Origin of the sequence: Alicyclobacillus fructus, assembly GCF_017329605.1 — a bacterium.
Classification (GTDB): Bacteria; Bacillota; Bacilli; order Alicyclobacillales; family Alicyclobacillaceae; genus Alicyclobacillus; species Alicyclobacillus fructus.
On sequence record NZ_JAFMTY010000032.1, the window covers coordinates 1 to 19,235 of the forward strand.

Sequence of the window (19,235 nt, forward strand, 5' to 3'; positions counted from 1 at the left end):
TCATCGTCGCAGAGGAAGCCTCCTGAAAAGAATATCCACAATATTCCATGATTGACGAAGGGAAGGTCCGGGTTCCTTTTTTGCCATTTTCACGGTAGGTGGAGAGAGCCTGACGGCCCACGGGCGTCTCCCGTCGCGGCCGACGAATCGTCCGGTTGGAGGTTCGCCATGTCCACCTATGACGACATCCCAGTGCAACCAGATAGCCGCCTGCGCAAACTCGGCCAGCGGCTCATGGATCTGCTTCCGACGCTGACCATTCGCCAAAAGTTCCTGGTGAATACCGGCCTCGTCACCCTGCTCCTTCTTGCCCTCGGCGTGATGAACGGCGTCTTGGTCCATCAGTTGCATCAATCGGTGCAAAAGCTCGAACAGGCCGACAGCGTGTTGAATCTCATCCGGCAGTTTGACTATGACATCGTCACCGCGGACAACGATGGGGCGCTCTACCTGCTCACGCCCAATGGAGACAACGCGCAGTTCAACCTCCAGGACTATCAGAACGATCTCGCCCGCGTCCAACAGGACCTGAGCGTTTTGCAGCGTCAGCCTGTCAGCGCGAACGACAAGGCGATTCTCGACCTGTTCCAGTCGGAGTGGCAACAGATCCTGGATCAAAATGAGACCGCTTTCCGCCTTGCGTCCACCAGTCTGTCCGATGCGCAGGCGATGTTCACGAGCAACACGCTGCAGCCTCTGATCCAAAGTCTCTCCGAATTCACCCAAGACGAGCAGGCCGTGAAAAACGCGGCCGCCGCGAATGTCAATCGATTGCTCGCGCAGACCTTCATCTGGAGCACCGTCGTGTCGCTCGTCGCCATCGGAATTGGGCTCGCGGGCAGTGCCACGCTGGCCGTGACGATGTCGGGGCCCATCATGCGGCTGCGGCAGATGGCGCTCCGGGTTTCGCAGGGGGACCTGCGCGTGCGCCCGGTTGAGGTCAGGACGCGCGATGAAATCGAGGATCTCGCCCGCGTCCTGAACCAGCTCGTCGGCAATCTCAGGACGCTCATCGGCGCCATCGCGGGCGCGTCGGAGCACGTGGCCACGAGCGCCGAGGAATTGTCCGCGAGCAGCGACGAACTCATGCGTGCGACGGCCGAGATCGCGCGCTCCATCGAGCACGTGGCGGCGGGCGCCGAGGAGCAGACGAAGCAAATCGAGGACACTTCAAAGGCGGTTTCCCAGGTGCAGGGCGAGATCGGCAAGGTGTCGCGCCTGGCCGAGGCGCTGCACGAGACCGCGGAGCGGACCGACGCGGAGGCCGACACGGGCACGCAGGTGATGGACGAGATGGGGCGCCAGATGGAGGCCATCAGGCGGCGAGCCGCGGACGCCGCGGAGGTCATGCGCAAAACCGCGGAGGCCTCCGAGAGCGTTCGTCAGATTGTGGCAGCCATCATGCACATCGCCGACGAGACGAATCTTCTAGCGCTCAACGCCGCCATCGAGGCCGCCCGCGCGGGCGATCACGGCCGGGGTTTTGCCGTGGTGGCGGACGAGGTCCGAAGTCTGTCGAAGGCGTCGGCCGAGGCGGCGCGCGAAATTCACGGCATTGTCGAACATGTGGTCCGGTCGATGAACGAGGTGGCCCAGTCCATTCAAGCGGTCACCTCGGAGGTGGAGGCGGGCGCGGCGGTGGCCGACGAGACGAAGCGCACGTTCGCTCGCATCCGATCGTCGATGGCGGAGGTGGCGGCGCGCGTGGAGGAAGTTGCGGGCGCCACCAAAACCATCGTGGCGCAGGCGGACCACATGTCGAGCGATATGGCCGTGGTGGTCGAGTTGGCCCAGCAGGCGGCCAGGGAGTCGGAGAGCGTGGTGGCCGCTTCTCAAGAGCAGGCGAGCTCGATGCAGGAAATTGCGTCGACCGCCGCCTCGCTCAGCGAGCGCGCGCAGGATCTGCAGTCGCTCATCGGCAGATTTCAGGTCTAGGGCGAAGTTTCTCAGTTTTGGGACGAGCGTTCGTTGCGCGAAGCTTCGGCGACGTTGTAACCTGATACGGAGAACAAAGAGACATTCGACACTTGGAGTGGAGAGGACAGGAGGGTATCTCGTTGGCGAACGACGCACCCTTGCACCGGGACATACGCGTCCTCGGGGATTTGCTGGGAGAAGTGCTGGTGGAGCAATGCGGCCAGCGCGTCTTCGATCACGTCGAGGCCATTCGCATGGCGGCGAAGGCCTTTCGCGCGGATCCGTCGCCCGCGACGCGCGCGGCGCTTCAGGCCGCGGTCGCGGCCGTGGAGCCCGAGCACCGCAACGACGTGATTCACGCCTTTTCGGTCTACTTTCAGTTGGTCAACCTCGCGGAACAAAACCACCGGCTCAGGCGCCACAGGGATTACGACCGGTCCCAGCAGGTGTTGCGCGGGTCCTTCCGCGAAACCATGCGGACGTTGGCCGATCGCGGCATGACCGCCGACGACATCGAGGTGCTCCTGCGGGAGGTCGGGATCGAGCTCGTGCTGACCGCGCATCCGACGGAGGCGCTGCGCCGCACCGTGCTCGACAAGCACACGAAAATCGCGGCCTTTCTCGAGGAGATGGACGATCCGCGCAAGACGCCCAGGGAGCTGGACGTGTTGCGGGAGCGAATTCGCACCGAGATCGTCGCGCTGTGGCAGACCCGATCCGTGCGCAAGCAGCGGATCACGGTACTGGATGAGGTTCGGAATGGCCTTTACTTTCTCGACCAAATCCTGTTCGACGTCCTTCCCCGCGTGCACCAGAAGCTCGAGCAGGCGATAGAAGAACAGTTTGGGCGCGAGCTTCTCGAACTTCCGCCGCTCATCCGCTTCGGTTCGTGGATGGGGGGCGATCGCGACGGCAATCCCAACGTCACCGCGGACATCACGTGGCAGACGCTCGTCCTCCACTGCGATCTCGCTTTGAACAAATATGAGCAAAAGTTGCGAGAACTCGGGCGCGATTTGAGCGTGTCCGTCGATCGCGCCGGCGCGGACGAAGATCTCCTGGCTGCGCTGGACGGGGAAAACGACGAACCCTACCGGGCGCTCATCAACCAGATGCTCGAACGGCTTCAGAACACGCGCCGCCGCTTACACGGCGAACACGTGGACGGGCCCTACTACGCGTCGCCCGAAGCGATGATGGCAGACGTGGAGCGGATGGCGCGATCGCTCCAACACCACCGCGGTCAGCGCATGGTGGACGCGTGGCTGCGCCCGTTTCTGTTGCAGCTTCGAATCTTCGGCTTCCACATGGTGACGCTAGACATCCGTCAGCACTCGGGCGTGCATGAGCAGGCTGTGGCGGAGCTGTTGCAGACCGCGGGTCTGGTGGAGGATTACGCCTCGCTCAGCGAGGACGAGCGCGTGCGCGTGCTGTCCGAATGTCTCGCGTCGCCTCGGCCGATCCGCAACCCCTATCACGTGTATTCCGGCCTCACCACCGAGGCGCTTGCCGTGCTCGACTGTGTGCGGCGCGGACACGAGACCTTCGGCCCCAGGTGCGTGCAGGATTACCTGATCTCCATGACGCAGGGCGCGAGCGACCTGCTCGAGGTGTTGCTCTTGGCCAAGGAGTCCGGCTTGTTCGGCTGGCCGGATGGGCCCAAGGCGCCGCCCAAGAGCGAGATCAACGTCGTTCCATTGTTCGAGACCATCGAGGACCTGCAATCGGCGGCCGGCATCATGCGGTCGCTGTTTGAGAACCCGGTGTACCGCCGTCATCTGGAGATGCGCGGGTGGCAACAGGAGATCATGCTTGGCTATTCCGACAGCAACAAGGACGGCGGGTATCTCACAGCCAACTGGTCGTTGTACATGGCGCAAAAGCATCTCATCCGCCTGGCGGAGGCTTACGGCGTCCGGATCAAGTTCTTTCATGGACGCGGCGGCGCGTTGGGGCGGGGAGGCGGCCCGGTGGAGCAGAGCATTCTCGCGCAGCCGACGGAGGCGCTGCGGGGGCATGTGAAGATCACGGAGCAGGGCGAGGTCATTTCGCAGCGATATGGGCACCCGGGCATCGCCGAGCGGTCCCTGGAGTCCTCGGCTGCGGCCGTGCTGGTGGGCGCAACCCGCGAGGACACGGAGGAGTGGGCGCAGCGACACCCAAGGTGGTTTCAGCTTTTGGACCGGGCGTCGGAGATCAGTTTCCGCGCCTACCGCAGGCTGGTGTTCGAGCATCCTGCGTTTCTCGAATACTTTCATCGGGCGACGCCCATCGACGAGATCGGCAAAATGAACATTGGCTCGCGGCCGTCGCGCCGCTCGCAGTCGGCGCGAATCGAGGACCTGCGCGCCATCCCCTGGGTGTTCTCCTGGACGCAGAGCCGACACCTGTTGCCCGCGTGGTATGGGTTCGGCACGGCTATCGAGGCCGTCATCCGGGAAGACCACGGCGCGCTGGACGATCTCCGGCGGATGTATGAGGTGTGGCCGTTCTTTCGCACCTTGGTGGACAATCTGCAGATGGCGCTGGCCAAGGCGGACATGCTGGTGGCGAGGGAGTACGCGCAATTGGCCGGGGAGGCCGGCGAGGCCATCTTTCCGCTGATCGAGGAGGAATACGCACGCACGGAGCGCGCCGTGCTCGATATCACGGGCTACCGCCAGCTGCTGGACAACAGGCCCGTCATCCGCGAGTCCATCTCTCTCCGCAACCCGTATGTGGATCCGCTGTCGTTCTTCCAGGTGCGCCTGTTGGCCGATCTGCGGCGGGAGGGGCTTTTGCCGGAGGAACGAGAAGCGGAGCTCGCCGATGCCTTGCAGACCATCAACGGCATCGCCGCGGGCCTGCGAAACACGGGCTGAGGGCGGAAACGGCCGGACTCGAACGCAGTTCATTGCGCAAATTGCGATCGTCGTCTACCATGAAGGTGTCCTCGTTGGGGGTGTTGGCCATTCAAAAGATAGGCGTTTTGACGAGCGGAGGCGACGCGCCTGGCATGAACGCGGCCATTCGCGCCGTGGTCCGCACGGCCATCTACCACGGCCTGGAGGTCGTCGGCATTCGCAGGGGATATGCGGGCCTGTTGGACGGCGACTTTCGTCCAATGCCCATCGAATCGGTCGGCGACATCATTCAGCGCGGCGGTACATGCCTGTTTACGGCGCGTTGCAAGGAATTTATGACCGAAGAGGGGCAGAGGCGCGGTTATGAGCGGCTCGTCGAGGCCGGGATCGAGGGGCTCGTCGTCCTCGGGGGGGACGGATCGTTCCGGGGCGCCAAGCGCCTGAGCGAAATGGGGATTCCCACCGTCGGGGTGCCGTGCACCATCGACAACGACATCGGCGCGTGCGATGCAAACATCGGATTCGATACGGCGGTACAGACGGTGATTCAGGCCATCGACAAGATCCGCGATACCGCCACGTCGCACGAGCGGACGTACGTGATCGAGGTGATGGGGCGGCACGCCGGGCATATCGCGTTGGCCGCGGGGCTTGCCGGCGGCGCGGAGAGCGTGCTGATTCCTGAGGTTCCGTTCAACCTCGAGGACGTGGTGGCGAAGCTGCAGCGGGGCGTGGCCCGCGGAAAGAAACACTCCATCATCGTCGTCGCGGAGGGCGCAGCGCGCGCCGTGGACGTCGGGCAGTACATCGAGGAGAAGACCGGCTTTGACACGCGCGTGACCGTGCTCGGACACGTGCAGCGCGGTGGCGCGCCGTCGGCGTCGGATCGCGTCCTCGCCAGCCGGCTGGGCGCTTTCGCCGTCGAGCTTCTGCTGAAGGGCGAGACCGCGGTCATGGCCGCCACGCAGAACGGGGCCCTCGTGGCGGTGCCGTTTGACGAGGTGTTCGCAGCCGTGCGCCAGCCTGCACAGGAACTGTGTGAGTTGGCCGAGATTCTATCCAACTAATCGGGGCTCCGGGCGAGGAGCGACCCGACAACGCCAGGGGGTCGATTGCGTGATCGAGAAGATTCGCGAGTATCTGGGTGCTGAAGCGGACTACCTGCTGAACCACGAGTGCAAGACCATTCCGAAGGAGCGGCTCACGCCGCCGTCGCCGACGAGCGTGGACGACGTCTTCCTGTACTCCAACCGAAACAACCAGGTTCTTCGCTCTCTGCAGTGGCTTTTGTCGTCCGGACGGCTCGGAGGAACGGGTTACGTCTCCATTCTGCCCGTCGACCAGGGCATCGAGCACTCGGCCGGGGCATCGTTTGCCAAGAACCCGGATTACTTTGATCCGGAGAACATCGTCAAGCTGGCCATCGAGGGCGGCTGCAACGCGGTTGCGTCGACGCTGGGCGTGTTGGCATTGACCAGCCGCAAGTACGCGCATAAAATTCCTTATATTGTTAAACTCAATCACAATGAGCTTCTGACGTATCCGAACAAGTACGACCAGATTATGTTTGCCTCGGTCAAACAGGCGTGGAACCTCGGCGCGGCAGGCGTCGGTGCCACCATCTACTTCGGTTCGCCCGAGTCCACGCGACAGATTCAGGAGGTCAGCGAGGCGTTCCAGTTGGCCCACGAGCTCGGCATGTTCACCGTGCTCTGGTGCTATCTCCGCAACCCTGCGTTTGTCAAGGACGGCGTCGACTACCACACGGCGGCGGACCTGACCGGCCAGGCCAACCACCTCGGCGTGACCATCGAGGCGGATATCGTGAAGCAGAAGCTCCCGGAGGTCAACGGCGGCTACCAGGCGCTGAACATGGGCCAGTCCAGCTACGGCAAGATCGACAAGCGCGTGTACACCGAGCTGACGAGCGAACACCCCATCGATCTCGCGCGGTACCAGGTGGCGAACGGCTTCATGGGCAAAATCGGGCTCATCAGCTCCGGCGGCGCTTCGGGAGACAACGACTTCGCCGAGGCGGTGCGCACCGCGGTCATCAACAAGCGCGCGGGTGGCATGGGGCTCATCTCCGGCCGCAAGGCGTTCCAGCGCCCGATGGCGGAAGGCGTGAAGCTGTTGAACCTCATTCAGGATGTCTATCTGTGCAAGGACGTCACGCTTGCCTGATGCGCCTACAGTGAGGAGGATGGTTATGGCACAGCCGCGCGTCGGCGTGATCATGGGCAGCCAGAGTGACTGGGAGACGATGCGCCACGCGTGCGCCGTGTTGGACGAGCTCGGGATCCCGCACGAGCGCAGGGTGGTTTCGGCGCACAGGACGCCGGATTTCATGTTCGAATACGCGGAGTCCGCGCGCGATCGCGGCATTCAGGTCATCATCGCGGGAGCGGGCGGCGCCGCTCATCTTCCCGGCATGGTGGCGTCCAAGACGACGCTGCCCGTCATCGGCGTGCCCGTGCAGACGTCTGCGCTCGGCGGCCTCGATTCGCTCCTCTCCATCGTGCAGATGCCCGGTGGCGTGCCGGTGGCCACCATGGCCATCGGCCGCGCGGGGGCGGTCAATGCGGGGCTCATGGCCGCGCGCATGCTGGCCATCACCGATGCCGAGATCGCGGCTCGCCTGGAGGCGCGTCAACAGTCGATCCGCGATCAGGTGCTTCAGGGGGGCGATCCGGGTGTCCACGCATCCTCCGAAAACCGCTGACGTCGTCCTCCCGCCTGCCACCATCGGCATCCTGGGCGGCGGACAGTTGGGCCGCATGATGGCGCTCGCAGGGCGGCACATGGGTTATCGGTTCCGGGTGCTGGACCCGACGCCGGATGCGCCTGCGGCTCAAGTTGCGGATGGGCAAGTGGTGGCGGCGTACGACGACGTTGACGCGGCGCGCCGTCTGGCCGAACAGTGCGATCTCGTCACCTATGAGTTTGAAAACGTGAGCGCGGCGGTGACGGACGCGTTGTCGCACGCATGCGACGTCCCGCAAGGGAGCGAGCTTTTGGCGATTTGCCAGCACCGCGTACGGGAAAAGGCGACGCTTGCGCGCCATGGTCTGCCGGTCACCCCGTTTGTTCCCGCCTCGTCCCTGGACGATCTCGGCGTGGCTTTCGAGCAGTTCGGCGGGCGGATGGTGGTCAAAACGTGTCGGGGAGGGTACGACGGCAAGGGGCAGTGGATGGTCCAATCGCGGGACGATCTGGTGCGGCACGCGCACGAGTGGGCTCAAGCCATCGACCGCCACCGATCCGCGGGTTTTGACGACCACCCGCTCATTGCGGAAGCGTATGTCCCGTTTCAAGGGGAACTGTCGGTCATCGTGGCCCGCAACAGAAGAGGGGATGTGCGCGCGTTTCCGCCGGCCGAGAATGTTCACAGGCGGCACATTCTGCACATGTCCATCGTGCCCGCGAGGTATCCCGCGGACGTCATTGCGCGCGCGGAGGACATCGCGAGGCGCGTGGCGGCGTCGCTCGGCGTCGTCGGCCTGATTGCGGTGGAGATGTTCGTGACCCAAGACGGGCAGATCCTCATCAACGAACTCGCGCCGCGCCCTCACAATTCCGGCCATTACACGCTTGACGCCTGTGCCACGAGCCAATTCGAGCAGCACATCCGCGCCATCTGCAATCTGCCGCTCGGCGATGTCAGGCTGTATTCGCCCGTGGTGATGGTCAACGTTCTCGGACAGCATGTGTCGCCTCTGCTCGCCCGGATGGGGGAGATGCCTTCCCATGTGAAGGTGCATCTGTACGGAAAAGCGGAAGCGAAACGGGATCGCAAGATGGGCCATGTGAATGTGGTGGTGGATGACGTGGCGCAGGCGCTTCAATGGGTGGAGGGGTTCGGCGTGTGGGACGAGCCGTGAAAGCGGCCAAGGGAAGCTGATTCGCTTCCCCTGGCGGCCTGGGCCATCCATCAATAGACAACGGCCGGAGCCGCGCTGCTGGTCGTCGCGACGGCGCCGTAAGCGGGAACGAGCAGGAAGAAGAGCACGAAGATGATCAGGAACACCACTGCCCACTGCGTGTAACCGCCGAAGATCCCGTACATGCGCATGCGCCTCCTTTGATCGTTGCCGGCTGCCCCGAGCGGGCCGTCGGTCAGTGCTACGATATGGCTTTGTCAGAGAAACGATCACGGCGTTCACCCAGACGCGCAGAGCAATTCGTCGGGCAGGCGAGTTGCTCTTTGTCTTGTCAGGTCGAGCGGCCCTTCGGGCCGCGTGAGGAGGATCACGGTTGAGTGACAGCTGGAACCATGAGTTGGAAGAGATCCGCGCTCGCGCGCTTGCGTCTCTCGCGGGCGCCTCAGACTCCAAGGGCTTGAACGAGTGGCGGGTCGAGGTCCTTGGGAAAAAGAGTGCGCTGAACCAGATTTCCAAGGCGATGGGCGGGCTGGCCCCAGAGGAACGGCGCATGCTTGGCGAGGCGCTGAATCGAGTCCGCCAAGAGCTCGAGCATGCGTGGCGAACGCGGCAGGCTGAAATCGAGGCGAAGGAGAAGGCGCTGCGGCTCGAGCGCGAGCGGATCGATGTGACGCTCCCCGGGCGGCACGTCCCCGTCGGGGCGGCGCATCCGATTTCGCGCGTGATCGAGGAGATCGAGGACATCTTCCTGAGCCTCGGCTTTTCCGTGGTGGATGGGCCCGAGGTGGAGACGGACCATTACAACTTCGAGCTGCTCAACATCCCGAAGGACCATCCCGCGCGCGACATGCAGGATACCTTTTACCTGACGGAAGAGTGGCTGCTCCGAACGCACACGTCGCCGATGCAGGTTCGGACCATGGAGCGCATGCGGGGCCGCACGCCGATTCGGGTCATCGTCCCTGGCCGCGTGTACCGCCGCGATGAGGACGACGCCACCCATTCGCACCAGTTCACGCAGATCGAAGGGCTCGTCGTCGACGAGGGCATCCGGATGTCGGATCTGAAGGGTACGCTCGAGGCGTTCGCCAAAGCGCTGTTCGGTCCCTCTCAGCGCGTCCGCCTTCGCCCGAGCTACTTTCCGTTCACGGAGCCCAGCTGCGAGGTCGATCTCGTCTGCGTCTCCTGCGGCGGCGGAGGTTGTCGCATGTGCAAGGGAACCGGCTGGATTGAGATCCTCGGCGCGGGCATGGTGCATCCTCGCGTCCTCGACATGTCGGGTTATGACAGCGCCCGATACTCCGGGTTCGCCTTCGGCCTTGGCGCGGAGCGGATCGCCATGCTGCGCTACGGCATTTCCGACATCCGCATGCTGTACCAGAACGACCTGAGATTCTTACGACAGTTCAGTCACGCCTGACGCGGGCTGGTAAGGGAGTGGCAACGTGAGAGCATCGTACAAGTGGCTGGCCGAATATCTCGATCTCGCGGGTCTGTCGCCAGCTGAACTCGCGGATCGCCTGACGAGCGCCGGGCTTGCCGTGGACGCGGTCGATCCCTTGAACCGCGGCGTGAAGGGCGTCGTGATCGGAAAGATCCTGGAAGTCCACCCGCATCCGCACGCGGATCGGTTGAAGGTGTGCCGGGTCGATGTCGGCGATCGCGAGCTGCAGATCGTCTGCGGAGCGCCAAACGCCGCGCCTCAACAGCTGGTGCCGGTCGCACTGCCGGGCGCGAAGTTACCCGGAGGTGTGGAGATCGGCGTGGCGGAGTTCCGCGGCATTCTGTCGCACGGCATGCTGTGCTCGGCGGAGGAATTGGGGCTCGAGCCTCGCTATCTGCCCAAACGGGACGCGGAAGGGCTGTTCGTGCTTCCCGCCGATCTGCCGCTCGGTGCGGACATCGTCCCGCATCTTCACCTGGACGACGTCGTGCTCGATCTCGACCTGACTCCAAACCGGAGCGACTGCCTCTCGATTCGCGGCCTGGTCCACGAGTTGTCGGCCATCCTGCGGCGGCCGCACCGATTCCCGCACTCGGTTCCCGCGCCGGCCGTCGAGGGAGAGTCGCCGCTTCGCGTTCGCCTCGAGACTCCGCGGTGTCCGCGATACGAGGCGCAGCTTCTGGAAGGCGCGGAGGTCCGGGAGACGCCGCTGTGGATGAAGATGCGGCTTTTGGCCATGGGCATCCGCTCCATCGATCTCGTCGTCGACGTGACGAACTACGTGATGCTCGAGTGGGGTCAGCCGCTGCACGCGTTTGATGCGGACGCCATCGCCGAGCGCACCATCGTGGTCCGCCAGGCTCGCGAAGGCGAGCGCCTGGTGACGCTCGACGGGCAGGAGCGCGCGCTCACGCCAGAGATGATCGTGATTGCGGATCCGGAAAAGGCCATCGGGCTCGCCGGCGTGATGGGCGGCGAAAACAGCGAGATTGGCCCGTCGACGCGGCGGATCGCGCTGGAATCGGCCTGTTTCGACGGCCGATCCGTCCGGCGGACGGGACAGGCCCTTTCCCTGCGCTCGGAGGCGCAGCAGCGCTTCGAGAAGGGGGTCGATCCGGCCGCCGTTTCGAGCGCGTTGCATCGGGCGACCGAGCTTCTGGTGCAACTCGCGGGATCGCGCCCTGTCGGTGCGCCGCGCCGCGTCCCCGCGCAGGAGGAGGCGCCGAAGCCGACCATCATCTCGTTCTCGCCCAGGGAATGTTCTCGCTTTCTCGGCGTCGATGTGCCGGAGGACGAGATGCGCACGTGTTTCGAGTCGCTCGGCTTCACCGTCGTCCAAGGGGAGCGCGAGTGGCGCGTCGAAGTGCCCACGCGCCGCCCGGACGTCGCGTTACCCGCGGATCTGTACGAGGAAGTGGCTCGGCTCTACGGATACGACCACATTCCGTCCACATCGATGCGACTGCCGGTCGAAGCGCCCGAATCGTCGGCTCATCTCCCGCTTCTGCGCCGGGTGAGGCGCGCGCTCGTCGACTGGGGTCTGTACGAGGTGCGAACCTACGCGTTGACATCGCCCGAGGCCGAGGCGCCCGTCTCGCCGAGCGGGGTTCCCGTGCCGCTTCTTCGGCCCATGTCGGACGATCGCCGCTCGCTGCGCCGTCACCTGTTGCCGAGCCTCGCCGAAGTGGCCCGGCATAACCTCGCCCACCAGGTGCCGGGCGGCGCCATCTTCGAGGCGGGCAAGGTGTTTCTGGCGGCGTCCTGGCCCCAGGCGGCGCTGCCGGAGGAGCGATCCGTCCTCGGCATGCTCTGGTTCGGCGAGACGGAAGGCGATCCGTTCGAGCGCCCGCGCCGCTACGATTTCTACGACGCGAAAGGCGTCTGTGACGCCCTGCTCGCGCGGCTCGGCGTTCAGCCGACGTATCGGGCGAGCGAGTGCGCGTTTCTGCACCCGGGCCGCCAGGCGTCCATCCAGGCGAACGGACAATCCATCGGGCTCATCGGCGAGCTTCATCCGGACGTCGCGGAAGCTTACGAGGTCGAGCGCGCCGTCTACGCCGAGATCGATCTCGCCCTCCTCGCTTCGGTCGCCTCGGCCGACGTGCGCGTGGCCCCGCTGCCCCGCCACCCCGCCAGCCGGCGCGATCTCGCCGTCCTCGTGCCGCAGGCGGTGGAGGCTCAGGCGCTCGTCGATGCGGCGTGGGATGCTCTCAGCGATCGCGACATTCTGCGCCTCGTGCGAGTCTTCGACGTCTACACGGGAACGGGCGTTCCGGAAGGCTACAAGAGCCTCGCGCTGGCGCTGGGGTTCCAGCAAGAGGAGAGGACGCTGACCGATGCCGAGATCGACGAAGCCGTGAACACGGTACTGCGCGCCTGGGAGGCGGCCTTTGGAGCGAAGCTGCGCGCGTAAACGGACTCCGGCAAGCAGGAGATCCGGACATCGGCGAGAAATGTTGTACGAAAGGATTCCGGCGGCCGTTCTTGCGCTGCCATGATGGAAAGGCGGGACATGGATGGACAACAACCAAGAGGGCGCAAAGGTCAATCGCGTGAAGGTGGTCATCCATGGCGTCGAATACACGGTGCGCGGGACGAGTCCGGAGGAGCGGATCCAGGAAGTAGCCAAAATGGTGGATCGAACAATGAACGAGATCGCCGCCACGGCTTCCTACATGGATGAGCGTCGAATCGCCGTGCTGGCTGCCCTCAACTTGGCCGACGAACTGTACGAGCTGCGCAAGGACTACAAGGAGCTTTTGGCGCTCCTCGAAGAGCAGACGGGAGGCCGGTCGTCGTCGTGACGTGGGACGCGCTCGATCTCGCCCTGGCGGCGGTCCTGTTGCTCGGCGCCTTGAATGGGTACCGCCTGGGTTTTGTCCGTCAAGTGATGCGCCTCTTCGGAGGCGTCATTGCGTACCTTGTGTCGTACTGGGCGCGGCCGTACGTCGCGCCCGCCATCGCCCACCTGGGGATCCCGTCCGGCGCGTCGTCGTCACCGCTCGCCTCCTTTGTGCTCGGCAATCTGTCCGGGGCCATCTCGTTCGCGGTGGTTTTTCTCGTCGTCTTTCTGATGCTGAGGTATGCGGCGGGGCTCGTGGACGCGCTGTTCAGCCTGCCGGTTCTGTCCGGACTGAATCGGCTCGCCGGACTCGCGGCGGGTTTGGTTCTTGCGGGGGTATTTGTCTACGTCATCGCGTTGGTGCTGCCTTACGTGCGGGCTCCGTCGGTGGAACGGCAGGTGGCCAGATCGGCCATCTGCCGAGCGCTTGACAGTCAGGCGTTCGATCGCGCGGTTGCGGCCTGGCTCGCCGACGTGTTGCCCGGGAAAACGAAGCTGAATGCATCCATCGGGCGCAGGTGATGAACCTGCGCCCGATGCGTCCTATCCTCATTCTTCGTGGCGCGAGCCGCGCAGCGTCGTCGGCACGAACAGGTCGATGATCCCGATGACCAGCGATGCCAACAGCGCGCCGAGAATGCTCGCGTGCATGCCGGGGACGAGAAGTTGTGCGACATAGATGACCACCGCGCCGGAGATGAACCCGATGATGCCGCGGCCATAGGGCGAGATTCGGCGGCCGAAGATGGCTTCCATCGCCAGGCCGAGCAGTGTGATGACGATGGCCGCGAGAATGGCGTGCCAAAAGCCCATCACTCGAAAGCCGGGCACGATGTGGCCGACGAACAAGAGGACCAAAGCGGAGACGATGAATCGGACGATATGGCCAAGCACGTTCATGGATATCCCCCTTTCTGCGCTATAGCATGGTTCGGGAGATGTCACCCTATGTGGTAAGATGAGTGGGAATTTTGGATTCGGATGTATGGGAGTGCGGGACATGGACGAACGCGCGCTGGACGCGCTGGAATATGGATATGTGCGCGACGAGATCGCCCGATGCGCGCAGACGTCGCTTGGACAGGCCCGGGCGAGGGCGATGGCGCCATTCGTGGAGCGCGCCGAGGCGGAAGCCGAACTCGCGCGCCTGGATGAGGCGGTGCGCATGCTGTATCGCGTGGGTGCGCCGCCATTGGCAGGCATTGAATCCCTGCACGACGTTGTGGAGCGCGCGCGCCGAGGCGGCACCATATCCGCGGACGAGGCCAATCGGATCGCCCGTTGTATCGCGGGCATGCGAGCCATGCGCCAGTTCGTCGAGCGGGCGGGTGAAGCCGGCGATTTCCCGCTTCTGGTCGGCACGGTGGCGCCGATGGCCGATTTGCGCAGGACCGAGCAGGACATTCGTCAGGTGGTCGACGAGGACGGACAGGTGATCGATCACGCCAGTCCCGCGCTGCTTCGGCTGCGGGATGAGAAGCGGCGCCGCGAGGCGGAGATCCGGTCGGTCTTGGAGCGGCTGTTGCGGACACAGGCGAAGTATCTGCAGGAGCCGGTCGTCGCGATGCGCGGCGAGCATTACTGCCTGCCCGTGCGCGTGGAGCACAAGGGGCAAATCCCTGGCATCGTGCGCGACGTGTCCTCGTCGGGGTCGACGGTCTTCGTCGAACCGCGGGCGGTGGTGGAACTGACGGAGCGCCTGCGCGAGATCGAGGTCCTGGAAGAACGCGAGGTGGAGCGCCTTTTGTACCAGCTCGCCGCCGCCGTCGCGCAGGTGGCGGACGATTTCCTGCGCAATCTGGGCGTCGCCGCGGACATCGACTTCGTCTTCGCCAAGGCCACGTATGCGCGCAAGGTGGACGGAAAGCGGCCGCGGCTGACGGAAGGCGTTTGGCGCCTCGCCGGGGCGAGGCATCCCAAGCTTCATCGCGACGCCGTGCCCATCGACGTGGAGCTCGGCGACCGGTTTCGGCTGCTGATCATCACGGGGCCGAACACGGGCGGGAAAACGGTCACCCTCAAAACCATCGGACTGCTCACCTTGATGGCCATGTCAGGGCTGTTCTTGCCGACCCGGCGGGAGAGCGAAATCGGCTTCTGCCGGCACGTGTTCGTCGATATCGGCGACGAACAGAGCATCGAGCAGAATCTGTCCACGTTTTCGTCCCATATGCGGCGGATCATCGACATGCTCGAAAAGGTGACCGAGGACAGCCTTGTGCTGTTGGACGAGCTCGGCGCGGGAACCGATCCGGCCGAAGGTTCTGCGCTCGCCATCGCAATTTTGGACCACCTCACGTCCGTCGGCGCGCGGGTGGTGGCCACCACGCACTACGCGGAGCTCAAGGGGTATGCGTTCCGCAATCCCGTCGCTGAAAACGCGAGTATGGAGTTCGACGTGGAGACGCTGCGGCCCACGTACCGGCTGCTGATGGGCGTCCCCGGCCGCTCGAACGCCCTCGCCATCGCGGAGCGACTCGGCATGCCGAAGGACATCCTCGACAGGGCGAGATCGCACGTGGCGGAGTCGGACGTCCACGTGGAGGAGCTCATCGGGAAGCTGGAAGCCGCGAGCCGCGAAGCGGAGCGGCTGCGGGACGAAGCGGAACGAGCGATGAGAGAGGCGCGGGAGCGGGAGGCGGATCTCCTTCGTCAACAAGCCGCCTGGGAAGCGTCGAGGGCGTCTCTGCGCGAACAGGCGGAACGCGAAGCGCGCGAGGTGGTGGAACGGGCGCGCCGCGAGGCAGATGCCGTCATACGGGAAATCCGGAGTATGCGCGATCGCGCCTCTGTCAAAGATCACGAGCTGGTCGAGCTGAGGAAACGGCTGGAGGGAGCTGAACCCACAGAGCGGCGCACGGCGCCGCGGCGGTCATCGCGGGCCGAGGTGCGCCCGGGCCAGCGCGTGCGCGTGTTGTCTTTGGGGCAAAAGGGCGACGTGGTGGAGGTGGCGGCGGACGGCCGGGCGGCGATCGTGCAACTGGGCGCGATGCGGATGAAGGTGGACGCGCGCGACCTCGAGGTCGTGGGTGAGGCGCCGTCCCAGGCCGCGCCCGTGACGCGGTTCCGCAGCGCCAAGGACGTGCGCATGGAACTCGACGTGCGCGGCGAGACCGTGGACGACGCCATCAGTCGGATTGACAAATATCTCGACGACGCCGTCGTCGCGGGGATCTCGCGCGTCGTCATTATCCACGGCAAGGGAACCGGCGCGCTCCGCAATGCCATCCGCAGGTACCTGCGTGAACACCCACATGTCCAATCGAGTGAACCGGCGGGGCCGGGAGAGGGCGGCGACGGCGCCACCGTGGTGCATGTGCGAACCTGATCCTCCGCGGGTCTCACGGCAACCCGTTGGCCCAGGCGTCCGGCGCGTTGGAGTCGCCCGCTCCGCCCGATCCGGCGCTGTTGGCGCTGTTCATGTCGTTCGCCACGCCCGTGGAGCCGGGGGGCAGAAGAGGCACCGCAATCGCTCGCGATGGCGCCGACAGCGACAGGTTGGACTCCGCGATGATTTCGTAATAAGCGACGGATGCCCCTTGGGGCGGCGACGAATCGACAAAGCTGGTCGATGCGCTGGTGCCGATCTTCTCGTAGGGCTTGTTCAGCCCGCTCGCACGGTAAATGAGGTACTGGGTCGCTCCTGCAACACTGTTCCAACCGAGCCAGACTTGGGCGCCGTCGAAGTAGCCGAACACGCCCGTCGGCGCCTGAAGCTGAGTCGGGTTCGCCATATTCGGCGCCGTGCCGGCGTCGAGCGGCAGACCTCCCCGCGGGTCGAGCGCCGAAGGGAGAAGATAGGGCGTGTCCGCCGTGACGCCGTTCGGAATCTTGTGCGACCAGTCGACGATCCGCGAGGTCGGCAATTTGATAAATGTGCCGATCTCGACGTCTCCCGGCGGGGTGTGCGTGGTCGCGAGCACCTTCTTTCCGCCGACGACGGTGTACTTCGCCGCGACCGCCACGTCGTCGTAGGTGGTCGGCTCGGTGCCTTGCACGAACGGATCGTTCTCCGTGCCTCCAAACGCTTTCGAAAGCGGAGTCGGCAACAGCCCGCTGGTCGATGACACGGTGCGGAACACGATTCCCGGCGGGACCGGCCACGGTTTCTTCGCGGGATGATCCGCGAGGATGGGAGCCATGATATCGCTCCAAAGCGTGAATTTCAGGTTGTAATGGGCGGGATCGATGGCCTCGTGATTGTTATAGCCCATCCAGATGCCGGCCGTGTAATCCTGCGTGTAGCCGATGAACCATCCGTCCCCCAGGGAATCGGTGGTCCCCGTTTTCCCCGAAATGTACTGGCCCGGAAATCGCGCGCCCACGGCCGTGGCCGTGCCGCCTTGGTGATACACCACATCGTGCAGCATGTTCGTGATGATATACGCCGTCTGCGGCGTGAACACTTGATGCGTGGCGGGATCGACCTGGTACAGCACTCGGCCCGATCCGTCCGTGATCTGGCGAATGAGATAACTCTGATGCCATACGCCCTGATTGGCGAACGTCGAGTAGGCGCTCGTCATCTGCAGGACGGTCACGCCGTTGTCGAGACCGCCGATGGCGGCGGCCAGGTGGTTCTCGTCATCCGCGACGACCGTCGGCTGGCCCAGCCACGTCGTGGCCCCTGGACCGAGCCCCATTTTGCTCAGGTACGAGAATCCCACCTGCGGCGTGAGCACGGACAGCACGTCAATGGCCGGCACGTTCCGCGACTCGTAGAGCGCCACGCGCGCGGTCATGAGGCCTGCGAATCCCGGCTCGTCGTCGTGGGGCTCGTAAGCCGGCTGCCCGCTGGCGCCCGGAAACCGCGTCGGCGCGTCGTACATCTCGGACGCCGCCGTGATGAGGCCCGTGTCGATGGCGGGCCCATAATCAAGGAGCGGCTTGATCGACGATCCCGGCTGACGCGGCAGGTCGGCGTGATCGATGGCGTCGCGAAGATAGTCGCGCCCGCCCCCGACTGCCAGGACAGCCCCGGTGTGATTGTCGATGATGGCGAAGCCGGCTTCGTACAGGTCCGTCGCAGTCTTGCCGTTCGGCAGCCTGTACGTCTTGTCGGTTCCCGCGAACAGCTCATGGTCGCTCAAGATCTTCTCGACCTCCGTTTGCATCGGCAGGTCGATGGTGGTATAGATCTTGAGCCCGGCCACGGGAAGAGCCGACTCCGCCTCTTGCGCGCTGTCGTACATGCCTGCGCGCAAGAGATCCTGAATGACCAGCGGTTTGATCTCGTCCAGGAGAAGGTAGGGATGGGCCGGCAGGCCGTTCATGGGCGGCGTCTTGAGCGTCTTCAGCACATCTTGGCGGTAGGCGTCGTCGTACTCCTGCTTGGTGATCATGTGGTTTTGCAACATCTGGTCCAGAATGTAATGCTGCCTGGCCAGGGCGTGCTGCGGGAACTGGTACGGCGAGAAGTAGGACGGATTGTTCGGAATCGCCGCGAGCAGGGCCGCCTGGGCGAGCGAGAGATCGCTCGGTTCTTTGCCAAACAGGATCTCGGAGGCGCGCTTGACGCCGTACACAGTGTCCGTTCCCATGCGGCCCATGTAGACCCAGTTCATATAATCCGTGAGAATTTCGTCCTTGCTGAGTACGTGCGAAACTTCAAGCGCGAGCGCGATCTCCTGAATCTTTCGCTTCAAGGTCCGTTCCTGTTCCGGGAAGACCGCCAGCTTCACCGTCTGCTGCGTGATGGTGCTCGCGCCGGATTCGATGCGATGCCCCAGCAGATCCTGAAGAAAGGCCCGGCCCATGGCGAGCGGATTGATGCCGATGTTCGTGAAAAACGTCTTGTCCTCCGCGGCGACAAAGGCCTGCACGAGATACGGGGAAACTTGAGCGAGCGACGCGATGGGCTGACGGTCGCCGTCGCCGGTGAACTGGCCGATCACGCGTCCCTCATCGTCGTACACCACGGAAGCCGCGCTGTTATTGCTGAATGTGGCGGCGCTCACCTTGGGCAGTCCGCGCAACATGGAGGCCACGTAGCCCACGCCGAACGCCACGCCAAAGCCGCAAACGCTTCCGACCGCGAGAAGCGCCGCGCGCACCGAATGGCGCAAGACGGGGTGCCTGGATTGGGAGCGCGCACGTGCTCGGGGCTTGTCCCCGCGGTCCGTGGGACGGCGATCGTTGCCGTTCACACCCATCGCCCTCCTCGTATGAAATGGTTTAGAGTCAGTTCTTCATGAACACACACGCCAAGCTCAGGGTTGAGTTGCTGGGGTATCCCCAGAGACAATGACCTTAAGCGTAGGGTCCGGGGCAGTTCTGGCGCCCCCTGTCGTCACCTGTTGGGTGAACTT

Annotated in this window: 14 protein-coding genes; 11 read left to right on the forward strand and 3 right to left on the reverse strand. The window is 64.5% G+C overall.

Translation table 11 applies throughout. The features are described from left to right. Positions 1-168: 168 nt before the first annotated feature. From J3481_RS13260 to purK, 6 genes are all read left to right on the forward strand, one after another. Positions 169-1,935 (forward strand): methyl-accepting chemotaxis protein, encoded by a 1,767-nt coding sequence (locus J3481_RS13260; protein WP_206832612.1) that lies wholly within the window; start codon positions 169-171, stop codon positions 1,933-1,935. A 122-nt stretch (positions 1,936-2,057) separates the two neighbouring features. Further along, positions 2,058-4,778, forward strand: coding sequence for a phosphoenolpyruvate carboxylase (gene ppc, locus J3481_RS13265; protein ID WP_206832613.1), 2,721 nt, complete (start codon positions 2,058-2,060; stop codon positions 4,776-4,778). A gap of 89 nt (positions 4,779-4,867) precedes the next feature. Beyond that, positions 4,868-5,827, forward strand: a complete 960-nt coding sequence (gene pfkA / locus J3481_RS13270) for a 6-phosphofructokinase (protein WP_206832623.1) — start codon at positions 4,868-4,870, stop codon at positions 5,825-5,827. Positions 5,828-5,876: 49 nt separating this feature from the next. Beyond that, entirely contained in the window at positions 5,877-6,944 is a 1,068-nt protein-coding gene (locus J3481_RS13275; RefSeq protein WP_206832614.1) for a class I fructose-bisphosphate aldolase, read from the forward strand. Between the two features lie 25 nt (positions 6,945-6,969). Next, on the forward strand, positions 6,970-7,482 hold the full coding sequence (gene purE, locus J3481_RS13280) for a 5-(carboxyamino)imidazole ribonucleotide mutase (protein ID WP_206832615.1): 513 nt from the start codon (positions 6,970-6,972) through the stop codon (positions 7,480-7,482). After that, a complete protein-coding gene (gene purK / locus J3481_RS13285; protein ID WP_328702149.1) occupies positions 7,454-8,641 on the forward strand; it encodes a 5-(carboxyamino)imidazole ribonucleotide synthase in 1,188 nt (395 codons plus the stop codon). Before purE ends, purK begins: the two co-directional genes overlap by 29 nt. Positions 8,642-8,691: 50 nt before the next feature. On the opposite strand, the gene J3481_RS14890 is transcribed toward purK, so the two are convergent. Continuing rightward, positions 8,692-8,826, reverse strand: a complete 135-nt coding sequence (locus tag J3481_RS14890; RefSeq protein ID WP_268884360.1) for a hypothetical protein — start codon at positions 8,824-8,826, stop codon at positions 8,692-8,694. Between the two features lie 188 nt (positions 8,827-9,014). Between J3481_RS14890 and pheS the strand changes: the two genes are divergently transcribed. The 4 genes from pheS (at position 9,015) to J3481_RS13305 (ending at position 13,449) form a co-directional block, all read left to right on the forward strand. After that, positions 9,015-10,061, forward strand: a complete 1,047-nt coding sequence (pheS, locus tag J3481_RS13290; protein ID WP_206832617.1) for a phenylalanine--tRNA ligase subunit alpha — start codon at positions 9,015-9,017, stop codon at positions 10,059-10,061. Between the two features lie 25 nt (positions 10,062-10,086). Beyond that, the gene (gene pheT / locus J3481_RS13295) at positions 10,087-12,498 is read left to right on the forward strand and encodes a phenylalanine--tRNA ligase subunit beta (protein ID WP_206832618.1); all 2,412 of its coding nucleotides are present in this window, start codon (positions 10,087-10,089) and stop codon (positions 12,496-12,498) included. A gap of 103 nt (positions 12,499-12,601) precedes the next feature. Then, positions 12,602-12,889: a cell division protein ZapA gene (locus J3481_RS13300; protein WP_008337626.1), complete on the forward strand. Its 288-nt coding sequence runs from the start codon at positions 12,602-12,604 to the stop codon at positions 12,887-12,889. Continuing rightward, the gene (locus J3481_RS13305; RefSeq protein ID WP_206832619.1) at positions 12,886-13,449 is read left to right on the forward strand and encodes a CvpA family protein; all 564 of its coding nucleotides are present in this window, start codon (positions 12,886-12,888) and stop codon (positions 13,447-13,449) included. Before J3481_RS13300 ends, J3481_RS13305 begins: the two co-directional genes overlap by 4 nt. A 27-nt stretch (positions 13,450-13,476) precedes the next feature. Here J3481_RS13305 and J3481_RS13310 read toward each other — a convergent pair whose 3' ends face one another. Beyond that, on the reverse strand, positions 13,477-13,827 hold the full coding sequence (locus J3481_RS13310) for a phage holin family protein (protein WP_206832620.1): 351 nt from the start codon (positions 13,825-13,827) through the stop codon (positions 13,477-13,479). A gap of 100 nt (positions 13,828-13,927) precedes the next feature. Between J3481_RS13310 and J3481_RS13315 the strand changes: the two genes are divergently transcribed. Continuing rightward, on the forward strand, positions 13,928-16,255 hold the full coding sequence (locus J3481_RS13315) for an endonuclease MutS2 (RefSeq protein WP_206832621.1): 2,328 nt from the start codon (positions 13,928-13,930) through the stop codon (positions 16,253-16,255). 13 nt (positions 16,256-16,268) lie between these two features. On the opposite strand, the gene J3481_RS13320 is transcribed toward J3481_RS13315, so the two are convergent. After that, a complete protein-coding gene (locus J3481_RS13320; protein WP_206832622.1) occupies positions 16,269-19,073 on the reverse strand; it encodes a transglycosylase domain-containing protein in 2,805 nt (934 codons plus the stop codon). Between the last annotated feature and the right edge of the window lie 162 nt (positions 19,074-19,235).